This window comes from Streptomyces sp. NPDC059785, assembly GCF_042732375.1.
GTDB lineage: Bacteria > Actinomycetota > Actinomycetes > Streptomycetales > Streptomycetaceae > Streptomyces.
This window is the reverse complement of sequence record NZ_JBHWHV010000085.1, coordinates 1-15,775: the sequence shown is the minus strand read 5'-3', so window position 1 is coordinate 15,775 and position 15,775 is coordinate 1. Positions and strand designations below refer to the sequence as shown.

The following is a 15,775-nucleotide window of genomic DNA, read 5'->3' as shown; positions in this document are numbered from 1 at the left end:
GGCACCGGGGCGGTTCCGCGGGGCCGGGGCCGGGTCATTTGCCGCCCACGCCCATCAGCCCGCCGACCAGGGCGCGCCGGGCCACCAGGTAGACGGCGAAGATCGGGACGCCGGAGAGGACGACCGAGGCCAGCAGGGCGGGGATGTCGACGCCGAACTCGCTGACGTAGTTGAAAAGTCCGAGGGTCAGCACGCGCGGTCCGTCCGACTGCGTGAAGATCAGCGGGAACAGGAAGCCGTTCCACGCCTGGAGCGCGGAGTAGATGGCGACGGTGCTGATGCCGCCCTTGCACAGCGGGACGGTGAGCTGGAAGAGCATGCGCTGCGGCGAGGCGCCGTCCAGGGCCATCGCCTCGTACAGCTCCTCGGAGACGTCGCGCAGGGCGCCGGTGAGGACCAGGACCGAGACGGGCATGGCGAAGGCCGCGGTCGGCAGGATGACCGCGAGCAGGCTGTCGTACAGGTCGAGTTTGGCGATCAGCAGGTAGAGCGGGACGACCACCGCCTGGGCCGGGATCGCGACGCCGAGCAGGAACAGCCGGAAGGCGAGGCCCGACCAGCGGTCGCGGGTGCGGACGGCGACGTAGGCGAGGGGTACGGACAGGACGAGGACGAGGGCGACGACCGCGGCGGCGACGATCGCCGTGTTGGCGAGCAGGTGGCCGAAGCCGCTGTGCAGGACGGTGTTGTAGTTGGCGAGGGTCGGGTCCGCCGGGGGTGTGAGCGGGTTGCCGCTGAGGGCCTGGTCCTGGCGGGTGAGGGACGCCGACAGCATGGCGTAGACCGGGACGAGCACGATGGCGAGCCAGACGAGCGAGCCGAGGCCCGCGACGGGGTTCGCGCGCTTCGTCCAGTGGCGGCGACCGCGGGCGGCGGGCGGCCGCGGAGGACGCTCCTCGGGCCGCACGGGACGGGGGCGCGGCAGGGTGCTGTGTGACATCGCGTCACATCCCTTCGCGGGTACTGCGCATGCCGCCGAAGCCGGTCAGCCGTACGAGCAGGACGGACAGGCCCGTGGCGACCACCACGAGGAAGGAGGCGATGGCGCTCGCGTAGCCGAAGTCGTAGCTCTTGAAGCCCGCCTCGTACATCAGGTACGGCAGGATCGCCGTGTCCGTGCCGGGGCCGCCCTTGGTGAGGATCAGCACCGTCTCGAAGTACGTGAGCGAGCCGACGACCATCAGCACGGTGGACGTCGTGATGGTGTGCCTGAGCTGCGGCAGCGTGACCGAGAAGAAGCGGCGCAGGGGGCCCGCGCCGTCGATGGCCGCCGCCTGGTAGAGGACGTCGGGGATCTGCCGGGCCCCGCCCTGGTAGATCAGGGTGTGGAAGGGGATGAACTGCCAGCCGCCGACGAACACGATCATCAGGAAGGCGCCGCTGGAGGAGCCGAGGAGGTTCTTCTGGATGACGCCGAAGTTCGGGTCGAGCAGGGCGTAGAAGAGCAGCGCGATCGCCGTCGAGGACAGCAGGAACGGGACGAAGAAGATCGCGGAGAGTACCGCGCGGTTGCGCTGGCGGCCCGCGGCCCAGATGCCGAGCAGCAGCGAGACCACCGTCTGGAAGACCCAGCTCACGACCGTCAGCAGCGCGGTGAGCCACAGGGACTGGACCAGCCGGTCGTCACCGATCAGCTTGCGCCAGTTGGCGAACCCGGCCGGCTCCGGGTCGCCCAGGCCGTCCCAGTGGGTGAAGGAGAGATAGAAGGCCAGCGCCATCGGGACGACGGCGAAGAAGGCGAAGAAGAGCACGCCGGGCAGCGCCCAGGCAGCGTGCGGGCGGCCGGCCCGGGAGCGGCCGGAGGCCGTACGGCGGCGGGCGGAGACCGGAGGGGCGGACGCCTTCCGGCCGGGTGGCGCGCCGGTCCTCGCCGGTGCCGGTGTCGCTCCCGTCACTTCAGCCCCTTGAGCGCGGAGACGAACTGCGCGGGCGTCGACTTGCCCACGAACAGCTTGTTGATCTCCGTGAGCATGGGCGTGGAGATGTCCGGGTCCACCGCCTGGTCCCAGCTCAGCGTGAAGGCGGGCGCCTTCTCGACCATCTCGTACTGGAACTTGGCGAACTCGGGGTTGGGCGAGGAGTCCAGGAGCCTCGCCGCGTCGGCGGTGGTGGGGATGTCCCCGTTGGCGACCAGCGCCTTGGCGTACGTCTCGGAGGCGCAGTCCTTGAGGAAGGCGATCGCGGCGTCCTTGTTCTTCGTACGGGCGTTGACCGACCAGTAGTTGGTGGGGTTGCCGACGACGTTGCGGATGTCGCCCGAGCCGCCCTCGACCGTCGGGAAGGCGCACCAGCCCAGGTGCTGCTTGGCGAAGTCGGGGAACTTGCCGAGCTGCGTGGAGTACTCCCAGGAGCCCATCAGGTGCATCGCCGCCTTGCCCTTGGCGAAGACCGCGGGGGCGCCGCCGTTGGTGTACGACACCGAGCTGAACTTCGAGCCGAAGGCGCCGTCGTCGATGAGGTCGCGGACCGTCTGCGCGGCCTTGAGGACGGCCGGGTCGCCCCAGCCGGAGGCGTCGCCGTCCTTGATCTTCGCGAACACGTCGGGTCCGCCGATCCGGTCGACCAGGTACTCCAGCCACATCAGCTCGGTCCAGGTGTCCGCGCCGCCGAGCGCGAACGGGGTGATCCCGGCGGACTTGAGCTTGGCGTTGATCTCCGTCAGCTCGTCCCAGGTGGTCGGGGGCTGGAGCTTGTGCTCGGCGAAGACGGTCTTGTTGTAGAAGAGGATCACGGGCTGCATGCCGCGCATCGGGATGCCGTAGTGGCGGCCCTTGAGATCGCCGGCCGCGAGCACCGCGGGCAGGAAGCCGCTCTTGAGGACCGGGTCGTCCTCGATGGTGTCGGTGAGGTCGATGAGCTGGTCGGCCTCCTGGTACGCCTTGATCGAGCCGCCGCCCCAGTTGAAGAAGACGTCGGGCGCGCTCGGGGAGCCCATCGCGGTGCGCAGCTTGGCCGGGTACTCCGCGCCGGGGACCTTCTCCAGCTTGACCGTGCCCTTGGCGCTCTTGGCCGCGGCGGACTTGTTGAACCGGGTGACGGCCGCCTGCTGCACCTTGGCCGCGTCGTCGCCGTACACGAAGGCGGTGAGCGTGGAGCCGCCGCCCGCGCCGTCGCTGGAGCCGCAGCCGGCGAGTCCGGCGGTGAGCAGGGTGGAAGCACCGGCGCCGAGGACCCAGCGCCTGCTGTAGGACTCCATGTGACCGTACCTCTCGCGAATGTTTCGGTTAGCACTCCGAATGTTCCGGGAACGTATGGCGGTGGAGGGGGTCCGTCAAGGGGTCGCGCAGGGATACGATCGCGTTCATGAAACCCGCCAAGCCCGCCGAAACGCAGACCGCGACGCTCGCCGAGATCGCCCGGGAGGCCGGCGTATCGGCTCCGACTGTTTCGAAGGTGCTCAACGGCCGTGCCGATGTCGCCCCCTCGACCCGCACCCGCGTCGAGGAACTGCTGCGCGCGTACGGCTACCGGCGCCGCCGGGCCGAGTCGACCCGCTCGCCCCTGATCGACCTGGTCTTCCACGAGCTGGAGAGCGCCTGGGCGATGGAGGTCATCCGGGGCGTCGAGAACGTCGCGCGCGAGGAGGGCCTGAGCGTGGTCCTGTCCGAGAGCGCGGGGCGGCTGACCCCCGGGCGCACCTGGGCCGACCAGGTCGCCGCCCGCCGCCCGCACGGCGTGATCCTCGTCCTGTCCGGGCTCGACGAGTCCCAGCGGGCGCTGCTCACCAGCCGCTCCATCCCGTTCGTGGTGATGGACCCGGCCGGCGACCCCGGCGACGACGTGCCCTCGATCGGCGCCACCAACTGGCAGGGCGGGCTCGCCGCGACCCGGCACCTCGTCGAACTCGGGCACACCCGGATCGGCGCGATCAGCGGGCCCTCGCGGATGATGTGCAGCCGCGCCCGCGTCGACGGCTACCGCGCCGCCCTGGAGACCGCGGGGCTGCCGGCCGACCCGGCGCTGATCCGCACCGGCGACTTCCACCACGAGGCGGGCTACCGGACCGGGCTCGAACTGCTGCGCCTGCCCGACCGGCCGACCGCCGTCTTCGCGGGCAACGACCTCCAGGCGCTCGGCCTGTACGAGGCCGCGCGTGAACTGGGGCTGCGGATCCCGGAGGACCTGAGCGTCGTCGGCTTCGACGACCTGCCGGTGGCGCCCTGGGTCGGCCCGCCGCTGACGACCGTGCGGCAGCCCCTGATGGAGATGGCCGAGGCGGCGGCCAAGCTGGTCCTCGAACTCGGCCGTGAGGACGGCCCGTCGGCGGCGACGCGGGTGGAACTGGCGACGAGCCTGGTGGTGCGGAGCAGCACGGGCGCCCTCCGGGCGGGGGGTACGGGGTGAAGGCCGGAGTGGGCGCCGGGTGCCCTGCGGGTGGGGGTACGGGGTGACGGGCGCCCTTCGGGTGGGGGTTACGGGGTGACGGGGCGGTCGGCGTGACGGGTGCTCTGCGGGGCTGGGGTGACGGGTGTTCTGCGGGGTGGGCGTGACGGGTGTTCTGCGGGGTGGGGGTGACGGGTGTTCTGCGGGGCTGGCGTGACGGGTGCTCTGCGGGACCGGCGTGACGGGTGTTCTGCGGGACCGGCGTGACGGGTGTTCTGCGGGTGGGAGTCGACGGTGGGCGGCCGGGGCGGCTGGGGCGGCCGGGGCGCGGCCGCCATCGGGCGGGGCCTGCGGCCGGTTGTCGGGCGGGGTCCGCGGCCTCGTCGGCCGGAGCCTGCGGCCGGTCGTCGGGCGTATCCGCGGCCGGTTGTCGGGCGGGGCCTGCGGCCGGTTGTCGGGCGGGGCGCGTGGTCGTCACCGGCTGGGCCGCAGGGGCGGTGAGTGACCCGAGTGGCGTGAAGTCGCCGTATTGACGAGTGGGGTATCCGCCTCCACACTCCTCCGCAGTCGATCGCGCAGTCAATCGGATGTACCACCGAAACTTTCGGAGGCACCCGCAATGAGACCCGCACCCGCACCGCGCTCCGCGACGAAACCCCACTTACGCCCCGGCCCCGGGCGCAGTCTCCGGGCCCGTCCCCGCTCACGCCCCGGCCTGGGACGCGGTATCCGTTCCCGTCCCCGCCTGCGGGCCCACCTGGCCGCCCTGTGCACCGCCGTGATCGCCGTGGCCGCCCTGATCGCGGCGAGCACGACGTCCCGCGCCGCCGACACCCCGGACACGGCCGCCGCGTCGGCGCTCGCCGCGGACACCCCGCTGCGCGACCTGGCCGACGCCAAGGGCAAGGTGATCGGCACCGCCGTCACCGGCTCCAAGCTGACCGGCACCTACGGCGACATCGCCGCCGGCCAGTTCAACTCGCTGACCCCCGGCAACGCCATGAAGTGGGGCTCGGTCGAGCCGACCCGGGGCACCTTCAACTGGACCGAGGCCGACCAGATCGTCGCCTTCGCCGAGGCCCACGACCAGCAGGTGCGCGGCCACACCCTCGTCTGGCACAGCCAGAACCCGAGCTGGCTGACGAACGGCACCTGGACCGCCGCCGAGCTGAGCACGCTGCTGACCGACCACATCACCACCGAGGTCACCCGCTACAAGGGCCGCCTCGCCGCCTGGGACGTGGTCAACGAGCCCTTCAACGAGGACGGCACCTACCGCTCGACGCTCTGGTACGACGGCCTCGGCGCCGGCTACATCGCGCAGGCCCTGACTGCCGCCCGCGCCGCCGATCCCAGCGCCAAGCTCTACATCAACGACTACAACGTCGAGGGCGTCAACGCGAAGAGCACCGCCCTGTACAACCTGGTCAAGTCCCTCAAGGACAGCGGCGTCCCGATCGACGGCGTCGGCCTCCAGGCCCATCTGATCCTCGGCCAGGTGCCGTCCACCGTGCAGCAGAACATCGAGCGGTTCGCCGCGCTCGGCGTCGACGTCGCGATCACCGAGCTGGACATCCGGATGCAGCTGCCCGCCACGACGGACAAGCTGACCCAGCAGGCCGCCGACTACAAGGCGATCCTCGACGCCTGCGTCGCCGTCACCCGCTGCGCCGGCGTCACCGTCTGGGGTTTCACCGACTCCGACTCCTGGATCCCGGACGTCTTCGACGGCTACGGCGCCGCGACCCCGTACGACGAGAACTACGCGCCCAAACCCGCCTACTACGCGATCGCCACCGCGCTCGGCGGCACCGGGACCCCGCCCACGGACGGCTGCACGGCGACGTACAGCGTCACCAGCCAGTGGAACACCGGCTTCACCGGACAGGTGCGGATCGCCTGCTCCGGGGCCGCGCTGTCGTCGTGGAGGGCGAGCTGGACGTTCGGCGCGGGCCAGCAGATCACGCAGGCGTGGAACGCCACCTGCACCCAGTCCGGCACGGCGGTGACCTGTGCCAACGCCTCGTACAACGGCACGGTCCCGAACGGCGGCTCGGTCACCTTCGGCTTCAACGGGACGTGGAGCGGGAGCAATCCGTCCCCGACGGTCACGCTCGGCTGATGACCGACTGACCGACTGACCGACTGACCGGCTGATGACCGGCTGATGACCGGCTGAGGAGCGGCTGAGAAGTCTGAGATTTTCCCAAGGAATGACCGGAAGGCATTCCTGCTCGTCATAATTCGGACTTACGTTCCTGCGCGTGACTGGAGAAGAAGAGCGCGAGGACGGCCAGGAGGACGCCGCGGGAAGCGGTGACCGGAAAGCAGGCGGGCGGGGCCGCTCCCGCCTGCTCAAGGCCGCCGGCCTCGCCCTCGCGGGGGTGCTCGTGCTCTCCGCCGCCGGAGCGGCCTTGGCCTACTGGCACCTGAACCACAACATCAGAAGCGTGGACATCAACAGCGCCCTCGGCGACGACCGCCCAGCGAAGGCGGTGACCACGCCCACGGCGGCCGCCTCCGCGTCCGCGGACCCCGTGCCCAGCGGCGCGCTCAACATCCTTGTCCTGGGCTCCGACTCGCGCAGCGGCAAGAAGAACGCCGAACTGGGCGGCGGCAGCAGCGGTGGCGCGCGCTCCGACACGGCGATGGTCGTCCACCTCGACGAGGGCCGGACCAAGGCGACCGTGGTGAGCATCCCGCGCGACACCCTCGTCACCCGCCCCGCCTGCCCGACCTCCTCGGGCGGGACGACGGCGGTCGCGTACAACGCCATGTTCAACAGCGCCTACTCGGTGGGCGGGCCGGTCTGCGCCGTGAAGACGGTGGAGTCGCTGACCGACGTCCGCATGGACCACTACATCGAGATCGACTTCGCGGGCTTCGCGGACCTGGTGGACGCGCTCGGCGGGGTCACGGTGACGACGGACGAGGACATCGACGACGACAGCAGCCATCTGAAGCTGGCCGCGGGCACGCACCACCTGGACGGTACGCAGGCGCTGGCGCTCGCCCGTACCCGGCACGGCATAGGCGACGGCAGTGACCTCGGCCGGATAGGGCTCCAGCAGACGCTGGTGAAGGCGCTGCTCGACCAGATCTCGGCGAGCGACCTGCTCACCGATCCGGCCAAGCTGTACGAGGTCGCCGACGCGGTCACCGGCAGCCTCACGACCGACACCGGGCTCGACTCCCTCGGCGAGCTGACCGACCTCGGCCGGAGCCTCGACGGGCTGTCCTCCGCCGACCTGAAGACGGTGACGATGCCGGTGGTGACGGCCGCCTCGGACGCGAACCGGGTGGTGGCGGACGAGCCGGAGGCGAGCGAGCTGTGGGCGTCGCTGAAATGACGCGAGAAGTTTTTGACGAACGTGTCGATCCGGGCCTCTCCCGTTCGACGCAGGGGTGAGAAGCGGGGAACAGCCCCGCTCGGGACGGCCGAGAGCAGTGACCGGCCGCCGCGTTCATGAGGAGACCGACATGCCCCGCTACCTGTCACTGGTCCGCGTCGACGAGAACGACTCGCCCGAGGGCGGCCCCAGCCAGGAGCTGATGGAGCGCATGGGCGCGCTGATGGAGGAGATGACCAAGGCCGGTGTGCTGCTGGACACGGCCGGACTCACCCCCAGCGCGCAGGGCACCCGGGTGCACTGGAAGAAGGGCGAACTGTCCGTCACGGACGGCCCGTTCACCGAGACCAAGGAGGTCGTCGGCGGCTACGCGCTCATCCAGGCCAAGGACAGGGCCGAGGCGGTCGAGTGGACCAAGCGGTTCCTGAAGGTGCACGAGGAGCACTGGACGATCACCTGCGAGGTCCGGGAGGTCATGGAGCCCTGACCGTGCGTGTCCTGCCTTGTCCGAGCTTGTCCGGACAGACGCTTGGCTCGACGCCCGGACGCGGTGTCTGATGGTGCGCTGTGACCGAACAGCCCATCGACCCGTCCGGCACGTCCGGGGGCGCGGCGGCGTCCGGCGACTCCGGCGACTCCGGTGTCGCCGACCCGTCCGGTGCGTCCGGGGGTGCCGTCCCGTGCGGCGCGTCCGGGGCCTCCGGAGCCGCCGCCTCGCCCGGTGACTACGGTGCGTCCGGGGGCGTCGTCCCGTCCGGTGCGTCGGGGGTCGCCGCCTCGTCTGATGCGTCCGAGGCCTCCGGTGACTCCGGTGTCGCCGACCCGCCCGGTGTGTCCGGGGGTGCCGCTGCGTCCGGTGCGTCCGGGGGTGCCGCTGCGTCCGGTGCGTCCGGGGGCGCTGATCCGGCCGGTGCGTCTGGTGACTCCGGTGCCGCCGACCTGCCCGGTGCGTCCGGTGCGTCTGGTGACTCCGGGGCCGCCGACCTGCCCGGTGCGTCCGGTGCGTCTGGTGACTCCGGGGCCGCCGACCTGCCCGGTGCGTCCGGTGCGTCCGGTGCGTCCGGTGCGTCCGGGGGCGCCGCGGTGTCCGGTCCGACCGGGGCCGTCCTCGCAGCCGTTGAGGCGATCTTTCGGATCGAGTCGCCGCGCATCATCGCCGTCGTCGCCCGCCTCGTGCGGGACGTCGGGATCGCCGAGGAGCTGGCGCAGGACGCGCTGGTCGCCGCCCTCGAACAGTGGCCGCGCGACGGCGTCCCCGACAACCCGGGCGCCTGGCTGACCGCCGCGGCCAAGCACCGCGCGATCGACCTCGTACGCCGCCGTGAGCGGTACGCGCGCAAGCTGGCCGAGGTCGGTCGGGACCTCGCCGCCGCCCCGCACCACCTCGACGCGCCCGCCGACCCCGACGACATCGACGACGACCTGCTGCGGCTGGTCTTCACCGCCTGCCACCCGGTGCTGTCCGCCGAGGCCCGCATCGCGCTCACGCTGCGGCTGCTCGGCGGGTTGACCACCCCCGAGATCGCGCGCGCCTACCTCGCCCCGGAGGCGACCGTCGCCCAGCGCATCGTGCGCGCGAAGCGGACCCTGGCCGCCAAGGGCGTCGCCTTCGAGGTGCCGTACGGCCCGGAGCGCGAGGCCCGCCTCGGCTCGGTCCTCGAAGTCATCTACCTGATCTTCAACGAGGGGTACGCCGCGACGGCCGGCGACGACCTGCTGCGGCCCGCCCTGTGCGAGGACGCCCTGCGCCTGGCCCGGGTGCTCGCCGCCCTGATGCCCAAGGAGCCCGAGGTCCACGGCCTCGCCGCGCTGCTGGAGCTCCAGGCGTCGCGCACCGCCGCCCGCACCGCCCCCGACGGCGCCCCGGTGCTCCTCGCCGACCAGGACCGCCGCCGCTGGAACCGGCTGCTGATCCGCCGCGGCTTCGCCGCCCTCACCCGCGCCGACGCGGTCTCCTCCGGCACCCCCGGCCCGTACGTCCTCCAGGCCGCCATCGCCGCCTGCCACGCGCAGGCGTACGCCTACGAGGACACCGACTGGGCGCGGATCGCCATCCTGTACGGGATGCTCGCCGCCCGGGCGCCCTCGCCCGTCGTCGAGCTCAACCGGGCCGTCGCCGTCTCCATGGCCGAGGGGCCCGAGCCCGCCCTCACGCTCGTCGACGCCCTCGCCTCGGAGCCCACGCTGCGGGACTACCACCTGCTGCCCAGCGTGCGCGGTGATCTGCTGCTGCGCCTGGGACGCGCCCCGGAGGCCGCGGCCGAGTTCCGGCGGGCGGCCTCGCTCGCCCGCAACGAGCGGGAGCGCGGGCTGTTGCTCAAGCGCGCGGACTCGGCCGAGACCGGCTAATGGGCGGGAGGGGGAGCGGGGCTGGGAGCGGGGCTGAGCGGGGGAGGGGGAGCGGGGGTGGGTGCTGCAGTGCGTGCGGACGCCGCCGGGTGGCCGATCAGCATCGTGGGGGCGCCCGCCACCCGGGTCAGGAAGACCGTGGCGGCGTGCGGGCCCTGCGGCTTCACCTTCCGCCGCAGCTCCTCGGGCTCGACCGCCGAGCCCCGCTTCTTCACCGTGAGCACGCCCACCCGCCGCTCCCGCAGCAGCGCCTTCAGCTTCTTGACGTTGAAGGGCAGCGCGTCGGTGATCTCGTACGCGGTCGCGTACGGCGTCGGCCGCAGCACGTCGGAGGTGACGTACGCGATCGTCTCGTCGAGCAGGCCGCCGTCGAGGTCCGCCGCCGCCTCCGCGACGAGGTGGGCGCGGATGACGGCGCCGTCCGGCTCGTACAGGTAGCGGCCGAGCGGCCGCACCGGCGGGTTCGGCAGGCCGCGGCCGGGCAGTTCGCGCGGGCCCGGCAGCAGGGTGGCCCGGACCAGGCCCGGCTGCGTGCCGAACCACAGCACGGCCTCCTTCACGTCCCCGCCGTCCGAGATCCACTCGGCCTCCGCCTCGGCCGGCACCGCCTCGTGCGGGATGCCCGGCGCGACCTTCAGCGCGGCCTTCGGGGCCTTCAGGGCCGCGCCGATCGCCCAGGAGAGCGGTGGAGAGTACGCCTCCGGGTCGAAGATCCGGCCCCGGCCGCCTCGTCGGGCGGGGTCCACGAACACCGCGTCGTACGCGGTCGTGTCCACATCGGTGACGTCCGCCTCGCGCACCTCGATCAGCTCCGCGAGGCCGAGCGCGTCGGCGTTCGCCCGCGCCGTCGCGGCCGTCACCGGGTCCCGGTCCACGGCGAGGACCCGGATCCCGGCGCGGGCCAGCGCGATCGCGTCGCCCCCGATGCCGCAGCACAGGTCGGCCACCGAGCGCACGCCCAGCGCCCGGAACCGTTCCGCGCGGTACGCGGCGACGCTGCTCCGCGTGGACTGCTCGACGCCGTTCGGCGTGAAGAACATCCGCTCCGCGTCCGCGGGCCCGAACTTCGCCACCGCCCGCTGCCGCAGCCGCTCCTGCGCGAGCGCGGCGGTGACCAGGGGGGCGGGGTGCTCGCGGCGCAGCCGGGTGGCTACGGCCAGCTCCCGGTCCCGGGCGGTGCCGCGCACCTCGGTCAGGAGGGCCTGGCCTTCCGGCCTGCGGAGGGCGGCGAGCTGGCTGAGCTGGTCCGGCTGGTCCGGCTGGTCCGGCTGGTCGGGCTGGGCGTGATCGGTCACCGGCCCATTGTGGGCCAGTCGGTGGATGGTGCGCTTCCGGCGGCGCTGTCAGCGCCTTCCGGGGGCCCTGAGCTGCGAGGATCCGGCGCCATGCGACTGGTACGACAAAATGATGAGAACGGTGCGAAGTGGACGCGGTGGGGTGCTGTGTGCCGGTCCGCATCGTGCGGCGCCGTGCGCCGGGTGCGCCGGGTGCGGCGGGTGCGGCGGGTGCGCCGGTCCGCGCTGTGCCGGTTCCGGGGGGTTCTCGCCGTACTCGCCGTCTCCGCGCTCGCGGGCGGCTGCACCGCCACGGACACCGTGCGGCCCGCCTCCGGGCAGCAGCCGCTCCAGGCGCCGCCCGCCCGTGCGCTGGACGCGTACGCCGCCAAGCTGCGGGCCGCGCACGTCGCGCGGGTCGCCGCGGCCAGGCGCTGGGGGCTGGCGAAGGTGCCGCTGGTCGCGCCGCCCGCGCCCGACGAGAAGCCGGAGATCCACACGCGCGACGGCTTCGAGGTCGACGGGCAGGACGAGTTGCCGCCGGTCTTCACCACCGTCCCCACCAAGGACAAGGTCGTCTTCCTCACCATCGACGACGGTGCCGAGAAGGACCCCGAGTTCCTGCGGATGATGAGCGATCTGAAGATCCCGTACACCGCCTTCCTCACGCACTACATCGCCAAGGACGACTACGGCTACTTCCGGAAGATGCAGGCGGCGGGCGTCGGTCTGAACAACCACACGCTCCACCACCGTTATCTGCCCGCGCTCTCCTACAAGCGGCAGAAGCGCGAGATCTGCGGCATGCAGAAGATCATGCGCAAGGAGTTCGGCAAGCGTCCTACGCTCTTCCGGCCGCCCTACGGCAACTACAACGAGGACACCCTGCGCGCCGCCAAGTCCTGCGGCATCAAGGCGGCGCCGCTGTGGAACGAGGAGGTCTTCGTCGACCACTGGGAGTACCGCGAGTGGGACCGGTCGCTGCATCCGGGGGACATCGTCCTCACTCATTTCCGGGGGCGCGACCAGTGGCACGGCACCATGACCGACATGGTCCGCCGTTTCATGAAGAAGGTCACCGCCAAGGGGTATGCCGTGGCGCGTCTGGAGGATTACCTGTGAGGACGTCGTGCCGCCGGTGACCGTACGGGGGCGAGGGCGAGGGCGAGGGCGGGGGCGAGGGCGAGGGCGGGGGCGGGGGCGGGCGCGGGGCCTGGTCGCCGGGCTTCTCGTGGGCGTGCTGCTCGCCGTGGTCACCGGGTGTGCGCAGTCCGTCGATCCGATCGAGCGGCTGGGGCGGAAGGCGGCCCAGCGGGTCCGGCCCCAGCACGGGCCGGACGGGGGGCGCGGGCCCGGCGGGCGGCGCTCGCCGTGCCGGGGGTGGGTCGGGGCCGCGCCGGTACATCCGCCCGTCGCTCCCGCGGTCACCTCCGGGGTTCACATGGTCCCGTTGGTGTGCGACCACGTGATCGACGGGCATGTGATGTACCGGCACGGCCCCTTCCGCGCGCCGGCGGCCGCGGGTCGTGGGCACGACGGTGAACGACGGGCGGGGGATGGGCCTGCCTATCGTCGCTGGGGGCTCGATGCGCCCTTGGCCCCCGCCCCACCGCATGGGCGGCCGGCCCTCGGTGGCGGGCTGCCGCCTGTGGTCGATCGTGTGGTCACTCGTGACAGGGTCGTCTTTCTGACCTACGACGATGCCGCGGAGCGTGATCCGCGGTTCGTCGACATGGTTCGTGAGCTGCGGCTGCCGGTCAGCGTCTTTCTCACCGACGATGTGGTGGGGCCCGGTTACGGGCACTTCGCGCGGCTGCGGGCGTTCGGTGCGAGTCTGCAGAACCACACCCTCGATCACGTCGCCCTGCGCGGCCTGCCGTACGCCGGACAGCGCGCCGAGATCTGCGGTCAGCGGGACAAGCTCGGCGCGCGCTTCGGCGTCCGCTCCCGGCTCTTCCGGCCGCCCTATGGTCTCTACGACGCCACCACGCTGCGCGCCGCCGCCGACTGTGGGGTGTCGGCAGTGGTCCTCGGGCGGCGGCCGGGGGTGCGGGCGCCGCGGGCCGGGGACATTCTCATCGGCGGTGATGATCCGGATCTCGCGGGGGCGCTGACCCGGTTGTTGCGCCAGGTCCAGGAACAGGGGCTCACCCCGGCACGTCTGGAGGACTATCTCTGAGGGGCGCGTCAACGGCGCGCCGCGACTCAATTGGCACTCCGCTTGACCGAGTGCTAATCGCGGTCATAGTCTCAGGTCTGGCACTCCCCACTGGAGAGTGCCAACAGCGACGGGCAGGTCCGGCACCCGCGACGACGGATCGACCTGGTCGCCACCTCAGACAGTTAACCCCGTGAGATCTCCGAAGGGGGAGGTCGGATCGTGACGACCGCCAGCTCCAAGGTTGCCATCAAGCCGCTCGAGGACCGTGTTGTGGTCCAGCCGCTCGACGCCGAGCAGACCACGGCCTCTGGCCTGGTCATTCCGGACACTGCGAAGGAGAAGCCCCAGGAGGGCGTCGTCCTCGCCGTGGGCCCGGGCCGCTTCGAGGACGGTAACCGTCTTCCGCTCGACGTCGCCGTCGGCGACGTCGTGCTCTACAGCAAGTACGGCGGCACCGAGGTGAAGTACAACGGCGAGGAGTACCTCGTCCTCTCGGCTCGCGACGTCCTCGCGATCGTCGAGAAGTAATTCACCCAGTTCTGCTGATGCAGTGAACTGCGCCCCTGGCCCCCGCGACCTTTAATGACCCGGGCGCTGGGGGCGCGGTTTTTTCTCCCGAGTTTTCCGAGAGGGCTGAATCGCTCCCATGGCGAAGATCCTGAAGTTCGACGAGGACGCCCGTCGCGCCCTTGAGCGCGGCGTCAACAAGCTTGCCGACACGGTCAAGGTGACGATCGGCCCCAAGGGCCGCAACGTCGTCATCGACAAGAAGTTCGGCGCCCCCACCATCACCAACGACGGTGTGACCATCGCCCGCGAGGTCGAGGTCGACGACCCGTACGAGAACCTCGGCGCCCAGCTGGTGAAGGAGGTGGCGACCAAGACCAACGACATCGCGGGTGACGGTACGACCACCGCCACCGTGCTCGCCCAGGCGCTCGTCCGCGAGGGTCTGAAGAACGTCGCCGCCGGTGCGTCCCCGGCCCTGCTGAAGAAGGGCATCGACGCGGCCGTCGCTGCCGTGTCCGAGGACCTTCTCGCCACCGCCCGGCCGATCGACGAGAAGTCCGACATCGCCGCCGTCGCCGCGCTGTCCGCCCAGGACCCGCAGGTCGGCGAGCTGATCGCCGAGGCCATGGACAAGGTCGGCAAGGACGGTGTCATCACCGTCGAGGAGTCCAACACCTTCGGTCTGGAGCTGGACTTCACCGAGGGCATGGCCTTCGACAAGGGCTACCTGTCGCCGTACATGGTGTCCGACCAGGAGCGTATGGAGGCCGTCCTCGACGACCCGTACATCCTGATCCACCAGGGCAAGATCTCCTCCATCCAGGACCTGCTGCCGCTGCTGGAGAAGGTCATCCAGACCAACGCCTCCAAGCCGCTGCTGATCATCGCCGAGGACGTCGAGGGCGAGGCCCTGTCGACCCTGGTGGTCAACAAGATCCGCGGCACCTTCAACGCGGTGGCCGTCAAGGCGCCCGGCTTCGGTGACCGCCGCAAGGCCATGCTCGGCGACATCGCCACCCTCACCGGCGGCACCGTCATCGCCGAAGAGGTCGGCCTCAAGCTCGACCAGGTCGGCCTGGACGTGCTCGGCACCGCCCGCCGTGTCACCGTCACCAAGGACGACACCACGATCGTCGACGGCGCCGGCAACTCCGAGGACGTCGTCGGCCGCGTCAACCAGATCAAGGCCGAGATCGAGGCCACGGACTCCGACTGGGACCGCGAGAAGCTCCAGGAGCGCCTCGCGAAGCTGGCCGGCGGCGTGTGCGTGATCAAGGTCGGCGCCGCCACCGAGGTGGAGCTGAAGGAGAAGAAGCACCGTCTGGAGGACGCCATCTCCGCGACCCGCGCCGCGGTCGAGGAGGGCATCGTCTCCGGTGGTGGCTCCGCGCTCGTCCACGCCGTGAAGGTCCTCGAGGACAACCTCGGCCGCACCGGCGACGAGGCCACGGGTGTCGCGGTCGTCCGCAAGGCCGCCGTCGAGCCGCTGCGCTGGATCGCCGAGAACGCCGGCCTGGAGGGTTACGTCATCACCTCCAAGGTCGCCGACCTCGACAAGGGCCAGGGCTTCAACGCCGCCACCGGCGAGTACGGCGACCTGGTCAAGGCCGGCGTCATCGACCCGGTCAAGGTCACCCGCTCCGCCCTGGAGAACGCCGCCTCCATCGCCTCCCTGCTCCTGACGACCGAGACCCTGGTCGTCGAGAAGCCGGCCGAGGAAGAGGCCGAGGCCGCCGGCCACGGTCACGGTCACGCCCACTGATTCACGGGCAGCCACTGACATGGCCGGGGCCCGGCCTCCGCTTTCC

The 15,775-nt window shown here is 71.7% G+C and carries 13 protein-coding genes; 9 read left to right on the top strand and 4 right to left on the bottom strand.

All coding sequences use genetic code 11. The features are described from left to right. Window positions 1-34 precede the first annotated feature (34 nt). From ACFV6E_RS39135 to ACFV6E_RS39125, 3 genes are all read right to left on the bottom strand, one after another. Window positions 35-940, bottom strand: a complete 906-nt coding sequence (locus tag ACFV6E_RS39135) for a carbohydrate ABC transporter permease (RefSeq protein ID WP_385161422.1) — start codon at window positions 938-940, stop codon at window positions 35-37. A 4-nt stretch (window positions 941-944) separates the two neighbouring features. Continuing rightward, complete coding sequence (locus tag ACFV6E_RS39130) at window positions 945-1,760, bottom strand: carbohydrate ABC transporter permease (RefSeq protein WP_385161443.1); 816 nt, start codon at window positions 1,758-1,760, stop codon at window positions 945-947. Window positions 1,761-1,891: 131 nt separating this feature from the next. Beyond that, entirely contained in the window at window positions 1,892-3,196 is a 1,305-nt protein-coding gene (locus ACFV6E_RS39125; RefSeq protein ID WP_385161424.1) for an ABC transporter substrate-binding protein, read from the bottom strand. Between the two features lie 107 nt (window positions 3,197-3,303). Here ACFV6E_RS39125 and ACFV6E_RS39120 point away from each other — a divergent pair, with 107 nt between their 5' ends. The 5 genes from ACFV6E_RS39120 (at window position 3,304) to ACFV6E_RS39100 (ending at window position 10,022) form a co-directional block, all read left to right on the top strand. Next, entirely contained in the window at window positions 3,304-4,344 is a 1,041-nt protein-coding gene (locus ACFV6E_RS39120) for a LacI family DNA-binding transcriptional regulator (RefSeq protein ID WP_385161427.1), read from the top strand. A 775-nt stretch (window positions 4,345-5,119) separates the two neighbouring features. Beyond that, complete coding sequence (locus ACFV6E_RS39115; RefSeq protein WP_385161445.1) at window positions 5,120-6,445, top strand: endo-1,4-beta-xylanase; 1,326 nt, start codon at window positions 5,120-5,122, stop codon at window positions 6,443-6,445. 136 nt (window positions 6,446-6,581) lie between these two features. Next, complete coding sequence (locus ACFV6E_RS39110) at window positions 6,582-7,673, top strand: LCP family protein (protein WP_385161447.1); 1,092 nt, start codon at window positions 6,582-6,584, stop codon at window positions 7,671-7,673. Between the two features lie 130 nt (window positions 7,674-7,803). Continuing rightward, on the top strand, window positions 7,804-8,160 hold the full coding sequence (locus ACFV6E_RS39105) for a YciI family protein (protein WP_385161429.1): 357 nt from the start codon (window positions 7,804-7,806) through the stop codon (window positions 8,158-8,160). A gap of 596 nt (window positions 8,161-8,756) precedes the next feature. After that, entirely contained in the window at window positions 8,757-10,022 is a 1,266-nt protein-coding gene (locus ACFV6E_RS39100) for an RNA polymerase sigma factor (protein WP_385468306.1), read from the top strand. Here the strand turns inward: ACFV6E_RS39100 and ACFV6E_RS39095 are convergent. Beyond that, window positions 10,019-11,317, bottom strand: coding sequence for a methyltransferase domain-containing protein (locus tag ACFV6E_RS39095; RefSeq protein WP_385468304.1), 1,299 nt, complete (start codon window positions 11,315-11,317; stop codon window positions 10,019-10,021). The two genes, ACFV6E_RS39100 and ACFV6E_RS39095, sit on opposite strands and share 4 nt — an antisense overlap. 90 nt (window positions 11,318-11,407) lie before the next feature. On the opposite strand from ACFV6E_RS39095, the gene ACFV6E_RS39090 reads away from it, so the two are divergent. The 4 genes from ACFV6E_RS39090 (at window position 11,408) to groL (ending at window position 15,729) form a co-directional block, all read left to right on the top strand. Further along, window positions 11,408-12,418, top strand: coding sequence for a polysaccharide deacetylase family protein (locus ACFV6E_RS39090; RefSeq protein WP_385468301.1), 1,011 nt, complete (start codon window positions 11,408-11,410; stop codon window positions 12,416-12,418). Window positions 12,419-12,737: 319 nt separating this feature from the next. Next, window positions 12,738-13,475 (top strand): polysaccharide deacetylase family protein, encoded by a 738-nt coding sequence (locus ACFV6E_RS39085; protein WP_385161435.1) that lies wholly within the window; start codon window positions 12,738-12,740, stop codon window positions 13,473-13,475. A 201-nt stretch (window positions 13,476-13,676) separates the two neighbouring features. After that, window positions 13,677-13,985, top strand: a complete 309-nt coding sequence (groES, locus tag ACFV6E_RS39080) for a co-chaperone GroES (RefSeq protein WP_385161437.1) — start codon at window positions 13,677-13,679, stop codon at window positions 13,983-13,985. A gap of 118 nt (window positions 13,986-14,103) precedes the next feature. Next, complete coding sequence (gene groL / locus ACFV6E_RS39075; protein WP_385161439.1) at window positions 14,104-15,729, top strand: chaperonin GroEL; 1,626 nt, start codon at window positions 14,104-14,106, stop codon at window positions 15,727-15,729. The last annotated feature ends 46 nt before the right edge of the window (window positions 15,730-15,775 follow it).